Source organism: Streptomyces sp. NPDC014889 (genome assembly GCF_043081205.1).
Classification (GTDB): domain Bacteria; phylum Actinomycetota; class Actinomycetes; order Streptomycetales; family Streptomycetaceae; genus Streptomyces.
This window is the reverse complement of record NZ_JBIBWH010000005.1, coordinates 40,146-65,565: the sequence shown is the minus strand read 5'-3', so window position 1 is coordinate 65,565 and position 25,420 is coordinate 40,146. Positions and strand designations below refer to the sequence as shown.

The 25,420-nt window shown below is 72.3% G+C and carries 20 protein-coding genes; 5 read left to right on the top strand and 15 right to left on the bottom strand.

Features of this window, described 5'->3' with window-relative positions:
• Positions 1-2 precede the first annotated feature (2 nt).
• The 14 genes from ACF09J_RS11445 to ACF09J_RS11380 all read right to left on the bottom strand — a co-directional run bounded on the left by ACF09J_RS11445 (position 3) and on the right by ACF09J_RS11380 (position 18,248).
• Positions 3-851 carry a TatD family hydrolase gene (locus tag ACF09J_RS11445; RefSeq protein ID WP_392305174.1) on the bottom strand — a complete coding sequence of 283 codons (849 nt, stop codon included), beginning with the start codon at positions 849-851 and terminating at the stop codon, positions 3-5.
• Positions 851-1,561, bottom strand: coding sequence for an EboA domain-containing protein (locus ACF09J_RS11440; RefSeq protein WP_392305173.1), 711 nt, complete (start codon positions 1,559-1,561; stop codon positions 851-853). Before ACF09J_RS11440 ends, ACF09J_RS11445 begins: the two co-directional genes overlap by 1 nt.
• On the bottom strand, positions 1,558-2,496 hold the full coding sequence (locus ACF09J_RS11435; RefSeq protein ID WP_392305172.1) for a sugar phosphate isomerase/epimerase family protein: 939 nt from the start codon (positions 2,494-2,496) through the stop codon (positions 1,558-1,560). The genes ACF09J_RS11440 and ACF09J_RS11435 overlap by 4 nt, the downstream gene beginning before the upstream one ends.
• Complete coding sequence (locus ACF09J_RS11430) at positions 2,493-3,662, bottom strand: SCO3242 family prenyltransferase (protein ID WP_392305171.1); 1,170 nt, start codon at positions 3,660-3,662, stop codon at positions 2,493-2,495. Before ACF09J_RS11430 ends, ACF09J_RS11435 begins: the two co-directional genes overlap by 4 nt.
• Positions 3,659-4,783 (bottom strand): inositol-3-phosphate synthase, encoded by a 1,125-nt coding sequence (locus ACF09J_RS11425; protein WP_392305170.1) that lies wholly within the window; start codon positions 4,781-4,783, stop codon positions 3,659-3,661. The genes ACF09J_RS11430 and ACF09J_RS11425 overlap by 4 nt, the downstream gene beginning before the upstream one ends.
• Positions 4,784-5,337: 554 nt before the next feature.
• Complete coding sequence (locus ACF09J_RS11420) at positions 5,338-8,493, bottom strand: ThuA domain-containing protein (RefSeq protein ID WP_392305169.1); 3,156 nt, start codon at positions 8,491-8,493, stop codon at positions 5,338-5,340.
• A gap of 305 nt (positions 8,494-8,798) precedes the next feature.
• A complete protein-coding gene (locus tag ACF09J_RS11415; protein ID WP_392305168.1) occupies positions 8,799-9,800 on the bottom strand; it encodes a sugar phosphate isomerase/epimerase family protein in 1,002 nt (333 codons plus the stop codon).
• A gap of 12 nt (positions 9,801-9,812) precedes the next feature.
• Positions 9,813-11,033, bottom strand: a complete 1,221-nt coding sequence (locus tag ACF09J_RS11410; RefSeq protein WP_392305167.1) for a Gfo/Idh/MocA family protein — start codon at positions 11,031-11,033, stop codon at positions 9,813-9,815.
• Between the two features lie 79 nt (positions 11,034-11,112).
• A complete protein-coding gene (locus tag ACF09J_RS11405; protein WP_392305166.1) occupies positions 11,113-12,153 on the bottom strand; it encodes a substrate-binding domain-containing protein in 1,041 nt (346 codons plus the stop codon).
• A 49-nt stretch (positions 12,154-12,202) separates the two neighbouring features.
• Positions 12,203-13,249, bottom strand: a complete 1,047-nt coding sequence (locus tag ACF09J_RS11400) for an ABC transporter permease (RefSeq protein ID WP_392305165.1) — start codon at positions 13,247-13,249, stop codon at positions 12,203-12,205.
• Positions 13,246-14,802 (bottom strand): sugar ABC transporter ATP-binding protein, encoded by a 1,557-nt coding sequence (locus tag ACF09J_RS11395; RefSeq protein ID WP_392305164.1) that lies wholly within the window; start codon positions 14,800-14,802, stop codon positions 13,246-13,248. The genes ACF09J_RS11400 and ACF09J_RS11395 overlap by 4 nt, the downstream gene beginning before the upstream one ends.
• A 198-nt stretch (positions 14,803-15,000) precedes the next feature.
• Complete coding sequence (locus tag ACF09J_RS11390; RefSeq protein ID WP_392305163.1) at positions 15,001-16,182, bottom strand: ROK family protein; 1,182 nt, start codon at positions 16,180-16,182, stop codon at positions 15,001-15,003.
• Between the two features lie 201 nt (positions 16,183-16,383).
• Positions 16,384-17,061: a GntR family transcriptional regulator gene (locus tag ACF09J_RS11385; RefSeq protein ID WP_392305162.1), complete on the bottom strand. Its 678-nt coding sequence runs from the start codon at positions 17,059-17,061 to the stop codon at positions 16,384-16,386.
• 239 nt (positions 17,062-17,300) lie between these two features.
• On the bottom strand, positions 17,301-18,248 hold the full coding sequence (locus ACF09J_RS11380) for a beta-ketoacyl-ACP synthase III (RefSeq protein WP_392305161.1): 948 nt from the start codon (positions 18,246-18,248) through the stop codon (positions 17,301-17,303).
• Between the two features lie 289 nt (positions 18,249-18,537).
• Here ACF09J_RS11380 and fdhD point away from each other — a divergent pair, with 289 nt between their 5' ends.
• A complete protein-coding gene (gene fdhD / locus ACF09J_RS11375) occupies positions 18,538-19,425 on the top strand; it encodes a formate dehydrogenase accessory sulfurtransferase FdhD (protein WP_392305160.1) in 888 nt (295 codons plus the stop codon).
• A gap of 53 nt (positions 19,426-19,478) precedes the next feature.
• Here fdhD and ACF09J_RS11370 read toward each other — a convergent pair whose 3' ends face one another.
• On the bottom strand, positions 19,479-20,498 hold the full coding sequence (locus ACF09J_RS11370) for a bile acid:sodium symporter family protein (RefSeq protein ID WP_392305411.1): 1,020 nt from the start codon (positions 20,496-20,498) through the stop codon (positions 19,479-19,481).
• A 191-nt stretch (positions 20,499-20,689) separates the two neighbouring features.
• Here ACF09J_RS11370 and ACF09J_RS11365 point away from each other — a divergent pair, with 191 nt between their 5' ends.
• The 4 genes from ACF09J_RS11365 (at position 20,690) to ACF09J_RS11350 (ending at position 25,403) form a co-directional block, all read left to right on the top strand.
• Positions 20,690-21,562, top strand: a complete 873-nt coding sequence (locus ACF09J_RS11365; RefSeq protein ID WP_392305159.1) for a LysR substrate-binding domain-containing protein — start codon at positions 20,690-20,692, stop codon at positions 21,560-21,562.
• A 241-nt stretch (positions 21,563-21,803) separates the two neighbouring features.
• Complete coding sequence (locus ACF09J_RS11360) at positions 21,804-23,630, top strand: AMP-dependent synthetase/ligase (RefSeq protein WP_392305158.1); 1,827 nt, start codon at positions 21,804-21,806, stop codon at positions 23,628-23,630.
• A 119-nt stretch (positions 23,631-23,749) separates the two neighbouring features.
• Positions 23,750-24,586 (top strand): aldo/keto reductase, encoded by an 837-nt coding sequence (locus ACF09J_RS11355; protein WP_392305157.1) that lies wholly within the window; start codon positions 23,750-23,752, stop codon positions 24,584-24,586.
• A gap of 121 nt (positions 24,587-24,707) precedes the next feature.
• A complete protein-coding gene (locus ACF09J_RS11350; RefSeq protein WP_392305156.1) occupies positions 24,708-25,403 on the top strand; it encodes a glycoside hydrolase family 75 protein in 696 nt (231 codons plus the stop codon).
• Positions 25,404-25,420 lie beyond the last annotated feature (17 nt).

Sequence of the window (25,420 nt, the reverse complement as noted above, 5' to 3'; positions counted from 1 at the left end):
GATCACTCCCCGCCGCGCAGGATGCTGTTGCCCTCGTGGGTGGCGCCGGTCGCGGCCACGTCGAGGCTCAGCCGGCCGCTCAGTCCGTAGAACTCCACGGGGTTGCGCCACAGCACGCGGTCCACCTCGTCCTCGGTGAAGCCCTCGGCGAGCATGAGGTCGCCCACCTTGCGGGTCTTCAGGGGGTCGCTTCTGCCCCAGTCGGCCGCGGAGTTGACCAGGACCCGTTCGGGGCCGTGGGAGCGCAGGATCGCGACCATCCGCTCCTCGTCCATCTTGGTGTCGGGGTAGACGGAGAACCCGAGCCAGCAGCCGCTGTCCTTGGCCTCCTTGACGGTGGTCTCGTTGAGGTGGTCGACCAGGACGTGGTCCATGGACAGCGCCGACTCCCGTACGACGTCGAGGGTGCGGCGCAGCCCGGCGAGCTTGTCGCGGTGCGGGGTGTGGACGAGGGCGGGCAGCCCGTGGTCGGCGGCGAGCTGCAACTGCGTGGAGAGGGCGGTGTCCTCCTCGGGCGTCATCGAGTCGTAGCCGATCTCGCCCACGGCGACGACCTGGTCCTTGACGAGGTAGCGCGGCAGTTCGTCGAGGACGGGCAGGCAGCGCGGGTCGTTGGCCTCCTTGGGGTTCAGGGCGATGGTGCAGTGGTGGGCGATGCCGTACTGGGCGGCGCGGAAGGGTTCCCAGCCGATCAGCGAGTCGAAGTAGTCGAGGAAGGAGGCGGCGGAGGTGCGGGGCTGGCCGAGCCAGAAGGCCGGTTCCACGAGGGCGCGGACGCCGGCGGCGTGCATGGCCTCGTAGTCGTCGGTGGTCCTGGACGTCATGTGGATGTGGGGATCGAAGATGCGCATCAGGACTCCTTGCCGTGGGGGTCGGCCGGGCCGTGCGGCGCAGTGCCGGGCTCGGTCAGGGCCAGGACGCGGTGCAGGTCCTCGGGGACCTGGCGGCCCGCCGCGGTGCGTTCGGCGGCGTAGTCGCCGAGCATGCGGGCGAGTTCGGCATCGCCCCGGGCGCGGCGGCCCAGGTCGGCGACGCTGTCCACGGACACGCCCGTGAACAGGCACTTCAGAACGGCGTGCCGCCATGCGTGCGGCGCCAGGTGCCGGGCGGCGTAGGGGCCCACGGCGGTGGCGACCAGCCGGGTGTCGTTGGTGCGCAGGGCGTCCTCGACGAGCGGGAGGGCGTCGGGTCCTGGTACGAGGTGGGGCAGGGCGCGCAGGACGGCGCGGCGTTCGTCGGCGGTGCCCTGGCGGTAGACCCGGGTGAGGGCGTCGAGGTCGGCGCGGGCCGCGTGCAGGATGAGGACGCGGGCGGCGTCGGCGTGGGCGGGACCGCAGCGGCGGCCGGCCTCCGCGAGCCGCAGTTCCCACACGGAGATCGGGCCGTGGGCGCCGGGGTGGGCGGCGGCCTCGTCGAGTGCCTGGCCGAGCCAGGCCCGTGCGGGCGGGGTGAGACCGGCGTCCGTACGGACGCGTAGTTCGTCCGTCGGGGCCGGTGCGGGGGCGGTGCCTGCCGTGGGGGTGCCCGCGGTGCCGGTGCCGATGTCGTACGGGTGGGTCATCGGGTGCTCCCTTCTGGGGTGACCGGATGCTCGGGGGCGGGGGGTGCGGGGGCCGGGGGCTCGTCCGTACGTGGGGCGGTGGTGGCCGCGCGGCGCAGGTACGGCAGGGAGAGCCCGGCGTGGTGCGGCCCCGCGTGGGAGTGCCTGGGCAGTTCCACGACGGTCAGGCCCTGGTAGCCGGTGGCGGCCAGGGCGGCCAGTACGGGCGGGAAGTCGATCTCGCCGTCCCCGAAGGGGAGGTGTTCGTGCACGCCGCGGCGCATGTCCTCGATCTGGACGTGCCGCAGCCAGGGTGCGGCGGCGCGCACGCACTCGGCCGGGGGCAGGGGTTCGAGGCACTGGCAGTGGCCGATGTCGAGGGTGAGGCCCAGGTCGGCGGGGTCGCCGAGGGTGCGGCGCAGATGGTGGAAGTCGGCGAGGGTGGCGAGGAGATGACCGGGTTCGGGTTCGACGGCGAGGGGGACGCCGGAGGCGGTGGCGGCTTCCAGGACGGGGACCAGGGACTCGGCGAGCCGCTTCCACGCCGTGTCCCGGTCGGTGCCGGGCGGGGTGATGCCGCTGAAGCAGTGCACGGCGTGGGCGCCGAGGTCGGCGGCCACCCGTACGGCCCGCAGCAGCAGGTCGACGCGGCGGGCGCGGTCCTCCGGGTCCTCGTCCAGCAGGGAGGGGCCGTGCTTGCGGCGCGGGTCGAGCACATAGCGGGCGCCCGTCTCCACGGTCACGCCCAGGCCGAGCGCGTCCAGCCGCTGCGCGACCCGCCGGGTGCGGGCGGCCAGGTCGGGGGCGAGCGGGTCGAGGTGCATGTGGTCGAGGGTCAGACCTACGCCGTCGTAGCCGAGGTCGGCGAGCAGGCCGAGGGCGTCGTCGAGGCGCAGGTCGGCGAGGCCGTTGGTGCCGTAGCCGAAGCGGAGGTCCGCGGCGGGGCCGGGGCTCATGTCACGCTCACCTTCCTCGCGAACCTTCGGGCCAGGGGGGCCAGGGCGGCGGTGCACAGGGCGGTGACCGGTCCGCCCGCGCGGGCGGACAGCGCGGCCTGGAGCGGGATCATGGCGCGGATGCCGCCGCCGACGGCCCTCTGGGTGAGCGGCGGGGAGGGGTTGAGGACGGCGTGGGCGAGGGGGCGGGCGACGGTGGCGGCGTAGCCGAGCGCGAGGGCCGCGCGGAGCGCACCGCCCGGTGCCGGGGTGAGGCCCGGCGGGCCGAGGGGGGCTGCTCCACCTCGGTCCGCCGGGAGTCGGAGGGCCACGGCGGGCGGGGCCAGTGCGTACGCGACGCAGGAGGTGACCGCGAGGGCCGCGAGCGGGACGGCGGCGGAACCGCCCTGGGTCTCGCGGCGGGAGACGGCGGTGACGGCCAAAGTGTGGGCGCCGAGGGCCGCGGCGGACGGTACGGCGTCGCGGACCCGGCCGCCGCTGGCGGCGGCGCCGAGCACCAGGTCGAGGCTGCGGGCCGCCGCCATCGCGGGCGGGCCCGCCCAGTTCCGCTTCAGTCCGAGGTCGTACGCCCAGACCGTGGCGGCGAGCGGTACGGCGACGGTGAGCGCGGGCCGGCCTGCGCGGGCGGCGAGCGCGAGTCCCAGGGCGGTGAGCGCGCCGGCCGCGGCGAGCGCGGCGCCGGGGGCGATCCGCCCGGAGGGCAGCGGCCGGTGGGGGCGCTCGACGGCGTCCTCGGCGCGGTCCGCCCAGTCGTTGAGCGCCATGCCCGCCTGATAGAGGCACAGGGACGAGCCGACGGCGAGGAGCGTACGGGCCCCGGGGGCGCGCCCCGCTGCCGCGGCCCCGGCGAGGGCGTCGCCGGGGACGGTGAACAGGGCGGGCAGCCGCAGCAGTTCGACCCAGTCGGCGGGGGTGCCGAGGGTGGGCGCGACGGGATCGGCATCCGCCGGCGCCGGCCGGGGAGCCTGTTCCGAGGCATCGGACCCTTGTGCCTGCCCGGCGTCGGGCGTGGGGGTGGCTGTGGCGCTCTTCCCCGCCGGGCCGGCCGGATCCGCGGACCCGGCGCCTCGGCGCGGGCGGCCACGGGCCGAGGACCCGCGCGCCGCGACGACGGCGGCGGCGGTCACCGCCAGGGCGACGGCCACCAGGCCGTGGCGGGTCGTCACTGGTCCCCCAGCCGTCGGCCGAAGTCCAGGAGCGCGGCGAACTGCTCCCCCAGCGCGGCGGGGGCGCCCGGGTCGGGATCCTTGAAGTAGAAGCCGAGTTCGGGGCGCGGGCCGGTCAGCCCGCGTTCGTGGGCGCGGGCCAGCAGCCGGGCCAGGTCGAGGACCAGGGGTGCGGCGAGCGCCGAGTCGCATCCCTGCCAGGTGGTCTGGAGGGTCATCCGGGAGCCGAGAAAGCCCTCGAAGGCGATGTGGTCCCAGGCGGTCTTCCAGTCGCCGAGCGCGGGCACGTCGTCGATGTGCACCTCTCCCTGGGGGACCGTGCCCAGGGTGTCCGCGAGGACCCGTTCCTTGCCGGAGTTCTTCGCCGCGGCGGCGGCGGGGTCGGCGAGGGCGGCGCCGTCGCCGCCGCCGAGGAGGTTGGTTCCGGACCAGGCCAGCACCCGCAGCGCCCGCTGCGCGAACATCGGGCCGAGCACGGACCGCAGCAGGGTCTGCCCGGTCTTGCCGTCGCGGCCCGCGTACGGCAGGTCGGCGGCGTGCGCCTCGGCGGCGAGCGCGGGGTGGTGCAGCCCGGTCGAGGGCGTGAAGTTGACGTACGGGCAGCCCGCGCGCAGGGCGGCCGCCGCGTACAGCGAGCTGGCGGGCAGGGAGGTGCCCTCGGGGGCCGGTTCGGTGGAGGCGACGTTGACGACGACGGTGCGGGCGAGGCCGTTGCGGTGGGTGAAGTCGCGGATGTCGCGGGCGAGGGCGTCGATGAGGGCGTCCTCGCTCCGGGTGTCTCCGGGCAGTGGGCCGCCGGTTCTGATCTCGCTGTCGGCGGCGGCCAGTTCACTGTGGACGGCGGACGGCAGACCGTGCGGCAGGACGCCGCCGGCGGCCAGGGTCTCCGCGCGTTTGGGCAACGGGCAGTCCACGGTGTCGTGCCCGCCGAAGACGAGGGAGGACAGGGCGGGCAGACCGCTCGCGGCGAAGGGCTCCGTCTCGGTGACGAGCCCGGCGGCGGGATGCAGCCCGGCGGAGACGGCGGCGCATCCGGTGACGGCGGTGGTGGCGACGGAGCCCCTCGCACCAATCAGCCAGACGCCGGTGCGGGAGGGGGAAACGGAAGGTTCGGCGGACATGGGCAGCCTCCTTGTCGTACGCGAACCGAATGCCGAACGAGTGATCGAGCGCCGGACGGCCTCCGAAAGCCACCGACGCCTGACGCCGGACCGGCACCGGAGCCGGGGCCGGGGCCGGCGTCCAGCTCCGAAACCGGATCCCCGACCGGTCGGAGCCTCGGTCTCGGCCGAAATCGAGCGCAGGCCCGGGGCCGGATTCAGGTCCGGTGGTCCGGGCCGGAACCGGTACAGCGTTCCCGTTCGGGCCGGGCCTTGGCCGAGGTGGGCCTCGGTCGAGGGCCGTGATCGGACCTCGGCCCGGATCGGAGCCGGGAGCCGAGGCCGGGGCCGGACCGAAGTCCGGCACCGGCATCACGTCCCCGTCCCGTCCCGGCCGGGCCCCGGTGGGAGCCAGGGCCCGGCCTGGGCCGGGGTGCCGGGCCGGGGCACGGCTTCGGGGCGGGGCGCAGGTTCCCGTGGAGGGGTCTGCGGACCCCGGTGGTTGGGGGCGGCGGGCGGGAGTCCGGCGTCTCTCGCCCGCCGCCGCTTCGGGCGCCCTTGGCGGGCGGCGGTGGTCAGGCCTTGCGCGGGTTGCAGTCGGCCTTCTCCTGGCCGGTGGCGTACTTCAGGCCACCGAGCAGGTGACTGCGGAAGCCGGCCTCGGCGTAGGACTCCTTCGTGTGGCCGAGGCCGGTGTAGAAGGAGCGCCCGCCCTGGTAGGCCTGGCACCAGGCGATCGGGTGGTCGCCCTTCATGTTGCCGCCCTGGTAGGAGGTCTCGTCCAGGGCGGCCAGGACACGGGCGCTGTCACGCGGGTTGGAGCGGTAGTTGTACCACTCGTCGGTGCGCTCCCACGTGTCGTCGAGGTCCTTGGTTGCCGGGTGGTCGTGCTCGGGGACCAGGACGGTGGCCTGCTGGATCTGCGGGTGCGAGTCGAAGTAGGCGCCGACCAGGCCGCCGTAGAACGGCCAGTCGTACTCGGTGTCGGCGGCCGCGTGGATACCCATGTAGCCGCCGCCTCCGGCGACGTACTTCTCGAACGCCTGCTGCTGGTCGGCATTGAGGACGTCGCCGGTGGTGGAGAGGAAGACGACGGCGTCGTAGCGGGCGAGGTTGGCGGTGGTGAACTGCTTGGCCTCCTCGGTGGCGTCGACGGTGATGCCGCTCTGTCCACCGAGGTCCTTCAGCGCCTGGACGCCGGTCTCGATCGAGTCGTGCCGGAATCCGGCCGTCTTGGAGAAGACGAGGACGCGCTTGTCGTTCTTCGCGGGCTTCTTGTCCGAGATCTTGAAGTCGTCGACGTCGAAGAGCGCTCCGTCACCGCCCTTGAAGACCAGGTACAGCTCGGTGGTCTTCTTCGGCAGCTTGCTGAGCGGGATGTCGATGCTCTGGAAGGTCTCCCAGCCGCCGGTCACCGGGACGACCCCGGAGCCGTGCAGGGTGCCGTTCGGACCTCCGGTGCGGACCTCCAGGTAGCCGCCGGCGCCGCCGGAGGAGACCCGGGCGGTGAGCGTCTGGGCACCGCTCAGGTTGTACGGCTTGAACGAGATCCAGTCGCCGTTGTCGATGTCGCCGACGGTCTTGCCGCCGTGCGCCTCGGTCTTGTCGTAGGTGCGGATGCCGCTCTGGTTGCTGAAGTGCTCGGCCTGCCGTTGGCGGGGCTGGAGCACGATCCGGGCGTGGGTGGTCAGCGCTTCCTGGCCACCACCGCCGTTGTCGGTGTACTCGGCGTCGAGGACACCGAAGATGTTGGCGTTGGGGTCGTGGTCGGCGTCGGCCGGCACGGTGAGGGTGCCCTCGCAGCCGTTGGCCGAGGTGATCGGGTGGCCGTGGCTGTCGTGGCCGAGGATGTAGCGGACGGTGACCTTGGAGCAGTCGATCTTCTTGTCCTCGGGGTCGGTGACCTTCACCTTGAACGGGATGGTGTCGCCGAACTCGAAGAGGGCGCCGTCGGCCGGGGTCTGGAAGGTGACGGTGGGCGCGGTGTTGCCGACGACCACGTGGACGTTGGCGGTGGCGGTGTAGCCCGTCGGGTCCGTCACGGTGACGGTGGCCGTGTACGTGCCGTTGGTGCGATAGGTGTGCTGGGCCGACTCGCCGGTGCCGGTGGTGCCGTCACCGAAGTCCCAGCCGTAGGTGAGCGCGTCGCCGTCGGCGTCCTTGCCTGCCGCGGAGAAGGACACCTTCAGGGGCGCCTTGCCCGACGTCCTGTCGGATGTGGCGGTCACGGTCGGCGCGTGCCCGTTGGTGACGTTCTCGATCCGGTACAGCGCGGAGTTCTCGTCGCCGCCGAACCAGGACAGGCCGTAGTCCAGGACGTAGAGGGCGCCGTCCGGGCCGAAGGCCATGTCCATCACCTGGGTGCCGGACCAGGGGAAGGGGTTGATGGACTTGACGGTGCCGTCGTCGTCCTGCTCGATCCGCTTGATCCACCGGCGGCCGAACTCACCGGCGAAGAAGTCCCCGTCGTAGGCCTCGGGGAACTTGGCGGCGGACTTCAGGTCGGGGTCGTAGCGGTAGACCGGGCCGCCCATCGGGGACTCGGAGCCGTTGCCGAACTCGGGTATGGAACCGCCGTCGTAGTCGATCCAGGCCGGCTGGGCCGGCGGGAGGTCGACCAGGCCGGTGTTGTTCGGCGAGGTGTTCTTCGGCGCCGAGCAGTCGAAGGCCTCACCGGACTGCTTGGTGGCGAAGTCGTACTTGATGTACGCCTCGTTCTTGCCGACGCAGTAGGGCCAGCCGTAGTTGCCGGGCTTGGTCACGCGGTTGAACTCGACCATGCCGGCGGGGCCGCGGGTGGGGCTGGCGGCGCCGGCGTCCGGGCCGTACTCGCCGATGTAGATGGTGCCGGTGGGCTTGTCGATGCTGAACCGGAACGGGTTGCGCAAGCCCATCGCGTAGATCTCGGGACGGGTCTTCGGGGTGCCCGGGGCGAAGAGGTTGCCCTCGGGGATGTCGTAGGAGCCGTCCGGCTTGACCTTGATCCGCAGGATCTTGCCCCGCAGGTCGTTGGTGTTGGCCGAGGTGCGCTGGGCGTCGAACGCCGGGTTGCGGTTCGACCGCTCGTCGATGGGGGCGTAGCCGTCGGAGGCGAAGGGGTTGGAGTCGTCGCCGGTCGACAGGTAGAGGTTGCCGTCCTTGTCGAAGTCGATGTCACCGCCGACGTGGCAGCAGATGCCGCGGGAGGTCTTGACCTCCAGGACGTTCTTCTCGCTGGCCAGGTCGAGGGTGCCGTCCTGCTTCAGGACGAAGCGGGAGAGCCGGTTGGCGCCGTCGAAGGGGGCGAAGTCGGCGGCGGTGCCGTTCTCGGGCGCGTCGCCGGGCGGGGTGTTCAACGGCGGTGCGTAGTAGAGGTAGACGAAGCGGTTCTCGGCGAAGTCGGGGTCGATCCCGATGCCTTGAAGCCCTTCCTCGTCGTGGTCGTAGACGGCCAGCTTGCCGGCGACGGACGTGTTGCCCTGTGCGTCGGTCAGCCGCAGGGTGCCGTCGCGGGAGGTGTGCAGGACGCTGCGGTCCGGCAGCACGGCCAGCGACATCGGTTCACCGACCTCGGCCGCGCCCTTGGCGAGGGTGACCTGCTGGAAGTCCTCGGCGGCCGCCGCGGCCGGTCTGGTGGCATCCGGGCCGGTGGCGCTCGCCGGCGGCGCGGCGAGCGCGAGCGAGCTGCCCGCGAGGAGTGAGCCGGTGAGTAGTGCGAGTGCCTTGCGGAATCTGGGACGTTTCCTGTGCACGAAGATCCCTCCGGGAGGGTGGGGGTCGTACGGGGCGGTTGCGATGCGCCGGGGTGCGCCGTCACCCCGGAGATGTGCGGGACCTGTACAACTCCGGGACCGTAGCTGGCTTTGTCGGAGTCGGGTAGTCCTTGCGCAGTAGAGAAGTTGGTCTTTTTCCAGTGTCAGGACAAAGCGGGGCAGCGGGGGGCGCCCCGCAGCCCCGAAAGGGGCGCGGGGAACTGCGCGACCAGCCACTACGGGCCCCGCAGCCGCGGACGAACAGCACCCGGAACGGCGCTCGCGCCCCCGCCGAACCGGCGGAGCTACTCGCTCCCGAACGCCGCGTCGAACGACGCGCTCGGCGGGTCGAAGTCGAACTCCCTGAGCCGCCGCAGCGCCTCGGGGGCGCCCTGGAGCCGGTCCATGCCGGCGTCCTCCCACTCCACCGACACGGGGCCGGTGTAGTCGATGGACCGCAGCATCCGGAAGACGTCCTCCCACGGCACGTCACCGTGTCCGGCGGAGACGAAGTCCCATCCGCGCCGGGGGTCGCCCCACGGCAGGTGGGAGCCGAGGCGGCCGTTGCGCCCGTCGAGGCGCTTACGGGCCTCCTTGCAGTCCACGTGGTAGATCCGGTCCCGGAAGTCCCACAGGAATCCGACCGGGTCGAGGTCCTGCCAGACGAAGTGGCTCGGGTCGAAGTTCAGCCCGAACGCGGGCCGGTTGTCGACCGCTTCGAGGGCCTGACGGGTGGTCCAGTAGTCGTAGGCGATCTCACCGGGGTGGACCTCGTGGGCGAAGCGGACGCCCTCGGCGTCGAACACGTCGAGGATCGGGTTCCAGCGCTCGGCGAAGTCCTCGTAGCCGCGTTCGATCATGCCGGGCGGTACGGGCGGGAACATGGCGACCAGGTGCCAGATCGAGGAGCCGGTGAACCCGATGACGGTGTCGACGCCGAACGCGGCCGCCGCCCGCGCCGTGTCCTTCAACTCCGCTGCGGCCCGCCGCCGTACGCCCTCGGGCTCCCCGTCGCCCCAGATCCGGGCCGGCAGGATGCCCCGGTGGCGTTCGTCGATCGGGTGGTCGCAGACTCCCTGGCCGACCAGGTGGTTGGAGATCGCCCAGCACTTGAGGCCGTACTTGTCGAGCAGCGCGCGCCGCCCGTCGAGGTAGGCGGGGTCGGCCAGTGCCTTGTCGACCTCGAAGTGATCGCCCCAGCAGGCCAGTTCGAGTCCGTCGTAGCCGAAGTCGCGGGCCAGCCGGCAGACCTCCTCCAGCGGGAGGTCGGCCCACTGGCCGGTGAACAGGGTGAACGAGCGTGGCATGACCGGGCCTCCCTAGACCGGGACGGGCGTGTAGAGGGAATTCTTCGCCGCGCTCTCCTCGACGGCGCCCAGGACGCGCTGGACCTGGAGCCCGTCGGCGAAGGACGGTTCGGGCGCGGTGCCCGCGGCGATCGCGAGCACCAGGTCGCGGGCCTGGTGGACGAAGCTGTGCTCGTAGCCCAGGCCGTGGCCCGGCGGCCACCAGGCCGCGAGGTAGGGGTGGTCGGGTTCGGTGACGAGGATCCGCCGGAAGCCCGCGCTCACCCCGGGTTCGGTGTGGTCGTGGTACGAGAGCTCGTTGAGCCGCTCCAGGTCGAACGCGAGCGAGCCGAGCGAGCCGTTGAGCTCGATGCGCAGCGCGTTCTTGCGGCCGGAGGCGAACCGGGTCGCCTCGAAGGAGGCGAGTGCGCCCGAGCCGAACCGGGCGGTGAACAGGGCCGCGTCGTCGACGGTGACCTCCCCCCGGCCGCCGCCGCCGACGCCGGTGAGCCCGGCCACCGCGCCGGCCGGCAGCGGGCGCTCCCGGACGAAGGTCTCGGTGACCGCGGACACCCCGGTGATCGGCTCGCCCGCGAGGTACTGGGCGAGGTCGACGATGTGGGCGCCCAGGTCGCCGAGCGCGCCGGAGCCCGCCGCGTCCTTGCGCAGCCGCCAGGTCAGCGGGAACTCCGGGTCGACGAGCCAGTCCTGGAGATAACTGACCCGTACGTGCCGCAGGGTGCCGAGGCGGCCCTCGGCGACCATGCGGCGGGCCAGGGCGGTCGCCGGCAGCCGCCGGTAGTTGAAGCCGACCATGGCGACCTGGCCGCGGGCCCGCGCCCGCTCGGCCGCCTCGGTCATCGCCCGCGCCTCCTCGACCGAGTTGGCGAGGGGTTTCTCGCAGAGCACGTGCTTGCCCGCCTCCAGGGCGGCCACGGCGATCTCCGCATGGCTGTCGCCCGGGGTGCAGATGTCGACGAGGTCGACGTCGTCGCGGGCGATCAGAGCGCGCCAGTCGGTCTCGGCCTCGGCCCAGCCGAGCCGGGCGGCCGCGCCCCGCACGGCCGCCCCGTCACGCCCGGCGACGACGGCCAGTACGGGCCGGTGCGGCAGGTCGAAGACGCGGCCCACGGTGCGCCAGCCCTGGGAGTGGGCGGCGCCCATGAAGGCGTATCCGACCATGCCGACACGCAGCGGAGGCTTCCCGGCCGCGGGCTCGCTCTCGGCCTGCTCCGACTGTCCCTTCAGGCCCATACCGATAACTCCTTCTCATCAGCTTTCGCAGCGGCGTTCCGGACGCCGTGATTGCGAGGTGGGGGGTTGGCGGCGCCCATCACTTGAAGCCGGTGGGCATGTACTGGTCCACGTTGGTCTTGTCGACCACGGCCGAGTACAGGGTGATGGACGCCGGGATCTCGAACTCCGCCATCCCGGACACGCCCTTGCCCTGGCCCAGCGCGCGGGCGAGGTCGATGGCGGACGCGGCCATCGTGGGCGGGTACAGCACGGTGGCCTTCAGGACGCCCTTGTCCTGTTTGATCTGTTCGAACGCGGAGAGCGCTCCGGCGCCGCCGACCATGAGGAACTCGTCGCGCCCGGCCTGCTCGATGGCGCGCAGCGCGCCGACGCCCTGGTCGTCGTCGTGGTTCCACAGCGCGTCGATGTGCTTCTGCGCCTGGAGGAGCTGGGCCATCTTCGACTGGCCGGACTCGACGGTGAACTCGGCCGCCTGGCGCGCCACCTTGGTGATGTTGGGGTAGTTCTTCAGCGCGTCGTCGAAGCCCTGGCTGCGCTGCTTGGTCAGCTCCAGGTTGTCCAGGCCGGCCAGTTCGACGACCTTCGCGTTCGACTTGCCCTTGAGCTGCTCGCCGATGTACTGCCCGGCGTTGAAGCCCATCCCGTAGTTGTCGCCGCCGATCCAGCAGCGGTACGCCTGCGGGGAGTTGAAGACCCGGTCGAGGTTGACGACGGGGATGCCCGCGCGCATCGCCTTCAGTCCGACCTGGGTGAGTGCCTTGCCGTCGGCGGGCAGGATCACCAGGACGTCGACCTTCTTGTTGATGAGGGTCTCGATCTGCCCGATCTGCGCGGCGGTGTCGTTGGAGCCCTCGGTGATCTCCAGGGTGACGTCGGAGTACTTCTTGGCGCGGCTCTTGGCGTTCTCGTTGATCGCGTTGAGCCAGCCGTGGTCGGCCTGGGGGCCAGCGAAGCCGATGGTGACCGCCTTGCCGGGCTGGTCGTCGGCGGCCGGCTGGTCGTTCGCCGCGGGCTTGTCGTTCTTGGGCTCGTTGCTGGTGCAGGAGGCGAGGAAGGCTGTGGCGCCGACGGCGGCGCCGCCGAAGAGCAGACCTCTGCGGCTCGGTGTCTGGGGCATGGCGATGGCCTTTCCGTTGAGGGCGTACGGAGCGGGCGGCTCGGCTGGGCTACGAGGTGGAGGCGGTGCGCCGCTGGACGAGGACGGCGGCGACGATGATGGCGCCCTTGGCGATCTGCTGGACAGCGGTCTCCAGGTTGTTCAGGGCGAAGATGTTGCTGATCGTGATGAAGATCAGGACGCCGAGGACGGAGCCGACGATGGTGCCCCGCCCACCGCTCAGCAGGGTCCCGCCGATGATCGCGGCGGCGATGGCGTCGAGTTCGTACAGGTTGCCGTTGGTGTTCTGGCCGGAGCCGGTCAGGACGATCAGCAGGAAGGCCGCGATGCCGCAGCACAGCCCGGACAGCAGGTAGAGGTAGAGGCGCTGGCGGCGGACGTCGATGCCCGCGAGGCGTGCCGCCTCGGCGTTGCCGCCGACGGCGACGGTGCGCCGCCCGAACGTGGTGCGGTTCAGCACGAGCCAGCCGATGACGGTGACGGCGGCGAAGATGAGGACCAGCGGCGGCACGCCGAGGATGTAGGAGTCGCGTTCACCGAGGCTCAGGACGCCGTCGATGGTGACCATCTGGGTCTTGCCGCCGGTGATCTGCAGGGCGAGACCGCGTGCGGAGGCGAGCATGGCGAGGGTCGCGATGAACGGGACCATGCCGCCGTACGCGATGAGGACGCCGTTGACGAGACCGCACCCGACGCCGACGAGCACCGCGGTGAACAGCACGCCCGCGAAGCCGTACTCCTGGGTGGCGACGGTGGTGGCCCACACGGAGGCGAGGCCGACGATCGCGCCGACGGACAGGTCGATGCCGCCGCTCATGATGACGAAGGTCATCCCGACGGTGACGACGCCGATGATGGACGACTGGGTGAGCACCAGTTGCAGGTTGCGGGTGTCCAGGAACGCGTCGGGTTTGGTGATGCCGCCGATGAGGACGAGGACGGCGAGCACGCCGAGCAGCGACAGGGTGCGCACGTCGGCGCGGGCCCACAGGACGCGCAGCGGGCCGGCGCCGCCGGCCGGGGCGTCCGCGCGGGCGGCGGAGGACGGCCCGGCATCGGGTCCGCCCGGCTGGGCCGGGGTGGCGGGGTGCGTCATGACGTCGCGCTCCCTTCCTCGGTTACGGACTGCGTGGACACGGGGCTTCCTTCCATCACCAGGTCGAGTACGCGGTGTTCGTCCAGCTCGCGGGCGGGCGCCGTGTGGACGACGGCCCCTTCGCGGAGCACCAGGACGCGGTCGGCGAGGCCGAGCACCTCGGGCACCTCGCTGGAGACCAGCAGCACGGCCAGGCCCTCGTCGGCGAGGCGGCGCACCACCGCGTACAGCTCGGCGCGGGCGCCGACGTCGACGCCGCGGGTGGGTTCGTCGAGGAGCAGGACGCGGCAGCCGCGCAGCAGCCAGCGGGCGAGGACCGCCTTCTGCTGGTTGCCGCCGGAGAGGGTGCGCACCGGGGCGTCGGGGTTGTCGGGGCGCAGGGAGAGTTCGCGGGTGGCCTGCCGGGCCGCGGTCCGTTCGGCGCGCCGGTCGAGCCAGCCGCCGCGGGCGAAGCGGGACAGCGTGGAGACGCTGACGTTGCGGGTGACGGACTCCATCATCAGCAGGGCCTGGGCCTTGCGTTCCTCGGGCGCGAGTCCGAGTCCGGCGCGGACGGCGGAGCGCACGCTGCCGGGGCGCAGAGGGGTGCCGTCGACGAGGACGCGGCCGGCGCTGGGTCTGCGGGCGCCGTAGATGGTCTCCAGGATCTCGGAGCGGCCGGAGCCGACGAGTCCGGCGAGCCCGACGATCTCGCCGGGCCGCAGTTCGAGGTCGAGGGGGGCGAACTCGCCGTCGCGGGCGAGTCCTTCGACGGTGAGGACGGGCGGGTGGTGCCCGGTGTCGGCCGTCGGGCGCGGCGGGAAGACGTACTCGACGTTGCGCCCCGTCATCAGGGAGACGATCTCGCGGGTCGGGGTGGACTCGGCGGGCAGTCCGCCGGCGACGGCGCGGCCGTCCTTGAGGACGGTGACCCGGTCGCCGATGCGGCGGATCTCCTCCAGGCGGTGGGAGATGTAGACGACGGCGACGCCGTCGGCGGTGAGGTCGCCGACGATGCGGAAGAGGTTGTCGACCTCGTCGGGGTCGAGGGCGGCGGACGGTTCGTCCATGACGATGAGCCGGACGTCGTGGGAGAGGGCCCGGGCCATGGAGACGACCTGCTGCTGGGCGGCGGAGAGGTCGCCGACGAGCCGGGCCGGGTCGATCTCGGGGTGGCCGAGCCGCTTGAGGAGGACGGCGGTGGCGGCACGGGCCTCGCGGCCGCGGACGACGAAGCCGGCGGTGGTGGGTTCGTGGCCGAGGAAGACGTTCTCGGCCACGGACAGGTGTCCCACCAGGTCGAGTTCCTGGTAGATGGTGGCGATGCCCAGGCTCATGGCGGCGATCGGGGACTTCAGGGTGGTGGGCTCGCCCCGCCAGACGATCGTCCCGTCGTCGGGCTGGTGGGCCCCGGCGAGGACCTTGATGAGGGTGGACTTCCCGGCGCCGTTCTGGCCGAGCAGGCAGTGCACCTCTCCGGCCTGTACCTCCAGGTCGACTCCGTCCAGGGCACGGACTCCGGGGAACGACTTGGTGATGCCGGACATGCTGAGCAGGGGTGGTTCTGGAGCCATGGTGGTTCCCCTCGGCGGATTCGGCCGGTCTCAGGGCAGGGCTGACGTACGCGTGGCTGATGTACACGGGACGGATTGGTGTGCGCGGGGCTGATGTTCGCGGGGCGTACTGGTGGTGGTGCCGTGCTGTGTGCGGGTGCTGCGGGGTGTACCGGTGGTGCGGGGCGGTGCGCGGTGGTGCGAGATGGTGCGCGCCGGTCAGGCCGGCGAGAACAGGTGGTCGCTGATGAGCCGGGCCGCGCCAATGACTCCGGCGGCGGGCCCCAACTCGCCCAGGACGATGGGCAGGTTGCCGGTCGCCAGGGGCAGCGACTGGCGGTAGACCTGGGTGCGGATCGCGGCGAGCAGGGTGTGGCCGAGGCCGGTGACCCCACCGCCGATCACCACGAGACCGGGGTTGAAGAAGGAGACGAGTCCGGCGATGACCTGGCCGGTGCGGGTGCCGCCGTCCCGGATCAGACCGAGGCAGGTGGCGTCGCCCGCGGCGGCCGCGGCGGCCACGTCGACGCCGGTGAGGGCGCCGTTCGCCTCCAGCCGGGTCGCGAGCTCGGCCGACCGGCCCTGCTGGGCCGCCTCCAGCGCGTCACGGGCGAGGGCGGCGCCGCTGAAGTGGGCCTCCAGACAGCCCTGGTTGCCGCAGACGCACGGGCGTCCGTCGGGCACGGCCTGGATGTGCCCGATGTCGCCCGCGCTGCCGGTCGTGCCGCGGTGGACCTCGCCGCCGACGACGATGCCGCAGCCGATGCCGGTGCCGATCTTGACGCAGAGGAAGTCGCCCACGGAGCGGGCGACGCCCGCGTGCTGCTCCCCCATCGCCATGAGGTTCACGTCGTTGTCGACCATGACCGGGCAGCCGAGTTCCTGGCTGAGCGCCTCCCGCACGGGGAAGCCGTCCCAGCCCGGCATGATCGGGGGTGCCACGGGGACGCCCTGCGGGAAGCGGACGGGACCGGGGACGCCGATGCCGGCGCCGTCGTAGCCCTCCGCGAGCCCCGAGGCCCGCAGCTTCGCGGCCATGGCGAGGACCTGCTCGAAGACGGCGACGGGTCCCTCGCGTACGTCCAGCGGCTGGTTGAGGTGTCCGAGCACTTCCAGTTCGGCGTTGGTGACCGCGACGTCGACCGAGGTCGCGCCGATGTCGACGCCGAGGAAGCGCAGTTCGGGGGCGAGCCGGACGTTGTGGGAGCGGCGGCCGCCGCGCGAGGCGGCGAGCCCGTCGGCGACGACGAGTCCCGTCTCCAGGAGCCGGTCCACCTCCACGGCCAGCTTCGACCGGGACAGCTCGACGCGGTCGCCGAGTTGGGCCCGGGAGCTGGGTCCCCCGTCACGCAGCAGCTTCAGCAGCCGGGCCTGATGGGTGTTGGCGGGTCGTGCCGTCATACGTCTCACGTGCCCCTCCCCGCCTCAATTCGGCCTGTGCACAGGGGAATTCCGGCCACTTGGCCGCCTGCTTGAGAAAGGAACGTAGCAGCGACTGCCGGAACTGGGAAGAAGTTGCGCATGGATTGCCGCCAACTTTTCCCACCGACAGGACAAAGTTGGCGGCGCCGAGCGAGGGTCCGAGCCGGGTCCTCGTGGCAATCAGGGCCTGGACCGGCCGTGGTACGACCTGCGGGTGTGCTCCGTGTGTTCGCGCATCAGGCGGGTGGCGCCCTGCTCGTCGCGGTCGGCGATCGCCTCGATGAGCGCCCGGTGCTCGATCCAGGACTGGCGTCCGCGCTGCCGGGCCACCGGGGTGTAGTACCAGCGCACCCGGCGGTCGACCTGGGCGGCGAGTTCGGCGAGCACCGCGTTGCCGGCCAGCTCCACGACCCTGGCGTGGAAGCGGGCGTTCAGGGCGACGGCCGTGTCCACGTCGTCAGCGGCGACGGCCTCGAACCCCTGCGCCACCAGCTCCTCCAGAGCGGCGACGCCGTCGGGGTCCGCGTTGACGGCCGCGAGCCGGGCCGCCTCGGCCTCCAGGAGCATGCGCACACTGAGGAGCTGGTCGGCCTCCTGCTCCGTCGGCTCGTGCACGAACGCGCCCTGGGCGGGCCGCAGATCGACCCACCCTTCGGTGTTGAGGCGCTGGAGCGCCTCGCGCACCGGCTGCCGGGAGACGCCGAGGTGCCCGGCGAGTTCGCTCTCGACGAGGTGCCGGCCCGGCTGGAGGGCGCGGGTGATGATGAGCTCCAGCAGGGCCTCGTAGACGCGCTCGCGCAGCGGGCCGGGGCGCTCGAGCCGGGGCACCGCCCCCTGCGGCAGTCCTGTCGACGACATCGCGGTCCCCTCCTCGGCCGGGCGCGTGCGCAGCAGGCGGACGGCCGGGTCCTTGACACTCGGCAGAGCGTCGATGAGCCGTTCGTCTACAGTCTACGATGCACAGTCGCCGCGATCAGCGGATGTCGGGCGCGTCACGCGCACGCGCGCGCGTAGCACGCGTCTTCACCGCCGTCCGCTCGCACGCACGCGCGTGCGGCCCGGCGCACCCGCACGCGCGCGCGACTCCACCGGCCGCCTCACGGGCAGCGCACGACCTGCCCGGCGTAGGACAGATTGCCGCCGAAGCCGAACAGCAGCACCGGGTCGCCCGTGCTCACCTCGCCCCGTTCGATGAGCTTGGACAGGGCCAGCGGGACACTCGCGGCCGAGGTGTTGCCGGACTCGCTGACGTCACGGGCGACCACGGCGTTGACGGCTCCCAGCTTCGCGGCGAGCGGCTCGATGATGCGCAGGTTGGCCTGGTGCAGGACGACCGCGGCGAGTTCCTCGGGCGCGAGTCCGGCCCGCTCGCAGGCCTGCCGGGCAAGCGGCGGCAACTGCGTGGTGGCCCAGCGGTAGACGCTCTGCCCCTCCTGCGCGAACCGCGGCGGCGTGCCCTCGATCCGCACCGCGCGCCCCATCTCGGGCACCGAGCCCCACAGCACCGGCCCGATCCCGGGCTCCTCGCCCGGCCGGCATGCCTCGACCACGGCGGCCCCGGCTCCGTCGCCGACGAGCACGCAGGTCGTGCGGTCGGTCCAGTCGGCCACGTCGGACATCTTGTCGGCGCCGATGACCAGGGCGCGGGTCGCGGCCCCCGCGCGCACGGTGTGGTCGGCGGTGGCCAGGGCGTGGGTGAAGCCCGCGCACACGACGTTGACGTCCATCGCGGCCGGCCGCGGTACGCCGAGCCGGGCGGCGACACGGGCGGCGGTGTTCGGGGAGCGGTCCGTGGCCGTGGAGGTGGCGACCAGCACCAGGTCGATGTCGCCGGGCGTGAGCCCGGCCGACGCGAGCGCCTTGGCGGCGGCGTGCGCGGCGAGTTCGTCGACCGGCTCGTCGGGCCCCGCGATGTGCCGCGTCCGGATGCCCACCCGGCTCCTGATCCACTCGTCGCTGGTCGCCACGATGCCCTCCAGGTCCTCGTTGGTGAGCACCTTGGCGGGCTGGTAGTGACCGACGGCGGTGATGCGCGAGCCGTTCATGGGAGATCCCCCTCGTGGCCGTGGGTAGTGGGAATTCACCAGTCTGATGAGTGACTCACCGGTAAGGCGGCAGGTGAAGTCACAGGATTGACGGGCCCCGCTTGTCGGCTTCCGTCAGACGGAAACCACCGTCCCCACCAGGGGCCCTTGCCCGCCCGAGCGAAACGGTCGACAATACATCGCCGACAGTATGCAGGCGTGCCGCGATCCCGCGCCGAACGTGCAGGACAATGGAGGTCGTCAGGGCCGCTTCGGCCGGAGAGCGCAGAGAACCGAGGCTGATCAGGACATGGGACGAGTCACGGAACGACGCAAGGTGATCCGGATCCGGGACGGAGCCGTCTCGTCCCGCCCCGACACGCTGGTCGCCGAGGAGCCGCTGGAGATCCGGCTGAACGGCAAGCCGCTCGCGATCACCATGCGCACTCCGGGTGACGACTTCGCGCTGGCGGCCGGGTTCCTGGTGAGCGAGGGTGTCCTGGGCGCCGCCTCCGACCTGGTGAACATCGTGTACTGCGCAGGGGCGACGGGTGGGGGTCCCTCCCTGCTCGAGCGAAGCCGAGAGCTTGGGGGAGGGGGGAACACGTACAACGTGGTGGATGTGAGGACCGCGCCGGACGTCGTCCTGCCCGACATCACCCTCGAACGCAATGTGTACACGACCTCGTCGTGCGGCCTGTGCGGCAAGGCGAGCCTGGACGCGGTCCGTACGACGGCCCGCTGGCCGATCTCCGACACGCCCCCGCTGCGGATCGGTCCCGAACTGCTGGCGAGCCTGCCCGACCGGCTGCGGGCCGCCCAGCGCGTCTTCGACCGCACCGGGGGGCTGCACGCGGCGGCCCTGTTCGACGAGGACGGCGAACTGCTGGACATACGGGAGGACGTCGGCCGGCACAACGCGGTCGACAAGCTGATCGGCCGCGCCCTCCAGCACGGCGACCTGCCCCTGTCCCGCACGATCCTGCTGGTCTCCGGACGCGCGTCCTTCGAGCTGGCACAGAAGGCCGTCATGGCGGGCATCCCGGTCCTGGCGGCCGTCTCCGCGCCGTCGTCCCTGGCGGTGGACCTGGCCGCGGAGACGGGACTGACGCTGGTGGGATTCCTGCGGGGCAGTTCCATGAACGTGTACGCGGGCGCGGAGCGGATCGCCCTGCGGGAGGCGGCCGCCCACGGCTGACCCGCCCGGGGGCGTCGCATCCGCAAGCGAGGCAGGTGTCAGCGCGGGCGGTGTCAGCGGGGCCGGTCCGCCGTGCCGACCGCGGTGCGTGACGCCGCGGCCGGTGCCCGCCCGGCAGTCTCCTCCCGGGCCTCGGGGTCGCGTGCCCGCCGCTTGGCGATCACCGCGCACACCATGAGCTGCATCTGGTGGAAGAGCATCAGCGGCAGCACGGCGAGCGAGGCATGGGCGCCGAACAGGACGCTCGCCATGGGCAGTCCGGAGGCCAGCGACTTCTTCGAGCCCGCGAACTGCACGGCGATGCGGTCCTCGCGGGAGAACCCCAGCGCCCGGGTGCCGTACCAGGTCAGGGCGAGCATCACGGCGAGCAGCAGGGCCTCGACGACGAGCAGCCCGCCGAGCCGTACGGGACTGACCTGGTGCCAGATGCCGCGCACCATGCCCTCGCTGAACGCGGTGTAGACGACGAGCAGGATCGAGCCGCGGTCGACCAGCCCGAGGACCTTCTTGTGCCGTGTTACGAAACCGCCGATCCACGGCCTGAGGAGCTGCCCGGCGACGAACGGCACGAGCAGTTGCAGCACGATCGTGACCAGCGAGTGCCCGGAGAAGCCGCCGCCGCCGCTGCCGAGCAGCACCGCCGCGAGCAGCGGGGTGAGGATGATGCCGACCAGCGAGGAGAAGGAGCCGGCGCAGATCGCGGCGGGCACGTTGCCGCGGGCGATGGAGGTGAACGCAATCGACGACTGGATGGTCGACGGGACCAGGGTGAGGAAGAGCAGGCCCTGGTAGAGGGGCTGGTTCAGCAGCACCGGGACCAGCCCGCCGGCGGCGAGGCCGAGCAGCGGGAAGAGCACGAAGGTGCAGGCCAGGACCGTGACATGCAGCCGCCAGTGCTTCAGTCCGTCCAGCGCCTCGCGGGTGGAGAGACGAACGCCGTAGAGGAAGAACAGCAGGGCGATCGCGGCGGTCGAGGCGCCCGAGGCCACATGGGCGGCCGAGCCGCGGGCCGGGAGGAGTGCCGCGATGCCCACCGTCGCCAGCAGCAGGACGATGTACGGGTCGATCGGCAGGTTCGTCCGGCGCAGGCGATTCACGGTGCTCCACTTGCTCGTGCTCTGGGGTCGGTACGGACGCCGTCACGCCCGTGCGCTACGGGACCACGGGTCCCCTCTCCATCGTGCTCCTCACCGCGCTGATCGGGAATCCGTCATACCGCTCTGACTGTCATCGCATCTCATGATGACCGCGGTACGGTGGCCTCGTGTACGACCCCGCCCAGCTGCGCACCTTCCTGACCGTCGCCCAGACCCTCAGCTTCACGGGGGCCGCGCGGCGGCTCGGGCTGCGCCAGTCGACCGTCAGCCAGCATGTGCGCCGGCTGGAGGGCGCGACCGGCAGGCTGCTGTTCTCCCGCGACACCCACTCGGTGGAGCTGACCGAGGACGGCGAGGCGATGCTGGGCTTCGCGCGCAGGATCCTCCAGGTGCACGAGCAGGCGACGGCGTTCTTCACCGGCGCCCGGGTGCGCGGCCGGCTGCGGTTCGGCGCGTCGGAGGACTTCGTGCTGACCCGGCTGCCGGAGGTCCTGGCGGGCTTCCGCTCGGAGCATCCCGAAGTCGACCTGGAGCTGACGGTGGAGCTGTCGGGCATCCTGCACGAACTACTCGCCGCCGGAAAGCTGGACCTGGTGCTGGCCAAGCGGCGCCCCGAGGACCCGGCCGGCGAACCGGTCTGGCGCGACCGCATGGTCTGGATCGGCGCCGAGCGGCTGCGCCTCGACCCCGACCGGCCGGTGCCGCTCATCGTCTACCCGCCGCCCGGCATCTCCCGGGCCCTCGCCCTCGAGGCCCTGGAGCGCCAGGGCCGGCCGTGGCGCGTCGCCTGCACCAGCGGCAGCCTCAACGGCCTGATCGCCGCCGCCCGCGCGGGCCTGGGCGTGATGGCCCACTCGCGCGGCCTGATCCCGCCGGGCCTGGTACGCGTCCCGGACCGCGCGGGCCTGCCGGAACTGGGCGGGGTCGACTTCGTCCTCGTCCACGGCCGCCGCCACGACACCCCCCACCACGCGGCCGACGCCCTGGCCACCGCCATCCTGTCCAGCGGCGACCGACTCCACCGGCGGGGAGTCGGCTGAAACGCGCCCCTCCCCGGGGCGGACCGTCCCGAGGGCCGTAAGCGGGCAGTACAGATTCGGTGGAGATAACGGCACCGAACCTTACTCATCCGTAAGGAAACCTGTCCGACCCTTCCCCTTGTGAGCGCATTTCCGTCGTCCGCGGGGGCGGCGGAGGCCTTCGCGGGCCCTGCCGCCCCGTGCCGCGCTGGGGTAGCTTTCACGGCGCTGTGCGGAGCGTCACAAGGAACGGGAGCGGGCTTTGCGCGAGTTCACCAGCCCTCCGTCGACGTTGCCACCGCCGGTGGGCGGACTGGCCGACGTCGTCTTCCAGCATGCCCAGGACGACCCGCTCCACATCGCGCTCGGCCGCAAGGACGAGTTCGGCAGATGGCGGGACGTGACCTCCGCCGAGTTCCGCGACGAGGTGCTGGCCCTCGCCAAGGGGCTGCTCTCCCAGGGCATCCGCTTCGGCGACCGCGTCGCCATCATGTCCCGTACCCGCTACGAGTGGACGCTGTTCGACTTCGCCCTGTGGACGATCGGCGCCCAGGTGGTGCCGCTCTACCCCACCGCCTCGGCGGAGCAGTGCTTCTGGACGCTGTACGACGCCGAGGTCACCGCGGCGGTCGTGGAGCACGAGGAGCACGCGATGACGATCGCCACCGTCATCGACCGGCTCCCGCGGCTGCGCCTGCTGTGGCAGTTGGACACCGGCATCGTGCGGCAGTTGTACGACGCGGGCGCGCACATCGACGACGCCGTGGTGCACCGGCACCGGGAGGCGGTCACCCCGGACTCGGTCGCGACCGTCATCTACACCTCCGGCACCACCGGCCGGCCCAAGGGCTGCGTCCTGTCGCACGGCAACTTCATGTACGAGGCGGACACGGTCATCGAGCGCTGGGAGCCGGTGTTCCACAGCAGGAAGGGCGACGAGGCGGCGACGCTGCTGTTCCTGCCGCTCGCCCATGTCTTCGGCCGGATGGTGGAGGTCGCCGCGATCCGCGGCAAGGTCCGTTTCGGCCACCAGCCCCAGCTCAGCGCCGCCGCGCTGCTGCCCGACCTCCAGGCGTTCCGGCCGACGTTCATCCTGGCGGTGCCGTACATCTTCGAGAAGGTGTTCGGCGCGGCCCGCCGCAAGGCGGAGAAGGAGGGCAGGGACGGGCCGTTCGAGAAGGCCGTCGAGGTCGCCGTGAAGTACGCGGACGCCGTCGAGGCCAAGGCGTGGGGCATCGGCCCGGGACCCTCGGCCGCCCTGCGGATGCAGCACCAGTTCTTCGACACGTTCGTGTACTCCAAGGTGCGCGCCGCGATGGGCGGCAGGATCCGCAACGCGATGTCCGGCGGCTCGGCGATGGACCGCCGGCTCGGCCTGTTCTTCGCGGGCGCGGGCGTGCAGATCTACGAGGGCTACGGGCTGACCGAGACCACCGCGGCGGCCACCGCCAACCCGCCCGAGCGCACCCGCTACGGCACGGTCGGGCAGCCCATCCCGGGCACCACCGTGCACATCGCCGACGACGGCGAGATCTGGCTGCGCGGCGGCAACGTCTTCCAGGGCTACCTCCACAACGAGAAGGCCACCGACCAGGCGCTGCACGACGGCTGGCTGGCCACCGGCGACCTCGGCTCCCTCGACGAGGACGGCTATCTGACGATCACCGGCCGCAAGAAGGAGATCCTGGTGACCTCCGGCGGCAAGAGCGTGGCGCCGGGACTGCTGGAGGAGCGGGTGCGCGACCACCCGCTGGTCGCCCAGTGCATCGTCGTCGGCAACGACCGCCCCTTCGTCGCCGCGCTGGTCACGCTCGACCAGGAGGCCGTCGAGCACTGGCTAGAGATGCGCGGAAAGCCGCGGATGCCGGCGGCCCGGCTGGTGCACGACCCCGATCTGGAGACCGAGGTCCGCCGTGCGGTGGTCGCCGCCAACACGCTGGTCTCGCAGGCCGAGTCGATCCGCACCTTCCGTGTCCTGGCCCAGCCGTTCACCGAGGAGCACGGGCTGCTGACCCCGTCCCTGAAGCTCAAGCGCAGGGCCATCGAGAACGCGTACGCCGCCGAGGTGGAGGCCTTGTACCAGGTCTGAGAGGCGCCCGCACCGACGGGGCCGGTTCCGGCCGGAACGGCCGACCAGGAATGCGGCAGCGCCCGTGATCGTTGACGATGGGTGCAACACCGGACGACAAACGAAGGATCGAGAAGCTCGTGAGCAGCAAGGTCCCCCCGATCATCCTCAACAACGGCGTCGAGATGCCCCAGCTGGGCTTCGGTGTCTGGCAGGTGCCGGACGACGAGGCGGAGCGGGCCGTCGCCACCGCGCTGGAGGCCGGGTACCGAAGCGTCGACACAGCGGCGATCTACCGCAACGAGGAGGGCACCGGCAAGGCCATCGCCGCCTCCGGGATTCCCCGCGAGGAGGTCTTCGTCACCACCAAGCTCTGGAACAGCGACCACGGGTACGACTCCACGCTGCGCGCCTTCGACGCGTCGCTCGCCAAGCTCGGCCTGGAGTACGTGGACCTGTACCTGATCCACTGGCCGACGCCGGCCCGGGGGAAGTTCACCGACTCCTACAAGGCGTTCGAGGAGCTGCTCGCCGACGGGCGCGTCCGGGCCATCGGCACCTCCAACTTCCTCCCCGAGCACCTGGAGCGCCTGATCGCCGAGTCCTCGGTGATCCCGGCGGTCAACCAGATCGAGCTGCACCCGCACCTCCAGCAGCACGCCGCCCGCGAGTACCACGCGGAGCAGGGCATCGCCACCGAGGCCTGGTCGCCGCTCGGCCAGGGCAAGGGCCTGCTGGAGGTCCCGGCGATCGTGGCGATCGCGCAGAAGCACAACCGCACGCCCGCCCAGATCGTGCTGCGCTGGCACCTCCAGCTCGGCAACATCGTGATCCCGAAGTCGGTGACCCCCTCCCGGATCCGGGAGAACATCGACGTCTTCGACTTCAGCCTGGACGACGAGGACCTCGCGGCGATCAGCGCCCTGAACGAGGACCGGCGTCTGGGCCCGGACCCGGCGACGTTCGGCGTGGCCTGACCCGCACCGGGCGCGGTGCGTCCCGGTCCGCCGCCCGGCGGTTCCGGGACGCGCCGCGCGCCGTCGCCGCCGGGACGCACCGTCAGGTAAGGAAACTTTCCTAACAGAAGGGTCTCCCCTCGTGCGCATGCGAAGACCGCCCCTCGCCGCGGCCCTGAGCGCCGCGCTGCTCACCACCGCGACGGCACCCGCACACGCCTCCGGCGGCGGGGAACCGCGACCCACCAGGGAGGGCTCGGTCGACGCCGTCGAGCTGCTCGCCAAGGTGACGACCTGCCAGCAGATCTCCCACGGCAAGTACCGCACCGACGAAGGGGCTCCGGCCACGGTTCCGGTGTGCGGCACGGACGGCGCGGTGTTCTGGAAGGCCGACATGGACATCGACTGCGACGGCCTGCGCACCACCCACTGCAACGAGACCAGCGACCCCTGGTTCCACAACGACACGGCCTTCCACCAGTCCGACGGCCGGCCGCTGGAGGCGGAGTCGCTGCCGTACGTGGTGGTGCCGAGCCCGAGCGCCATCTGGGACCACGCCGGAGCCGGCATCAGGGGCGGCGGCGTGGTGGCCGTGATCCACGGCGACCGGGTCGAGTACGCCGTCGTCGTCGACACGGGCCCCTCGGAGATCATCGGCGAGGCCTCGTACGCCACCGCCAAGGCCCTCGGCATCGACCCGGACCCGGCCACCGGCGGCGTGAGCTCCGGCGTGACCTACATCCTGTTCAAGAACTCCCGGGTCTCGCCGATCGAGAGCCACAGCGCGGCGGTCGCCCTGGGCGAGAGGCTGGCGAGGGAGTTCGTCGACGCCGACTGAGCCGGGGCCCGGCAGCG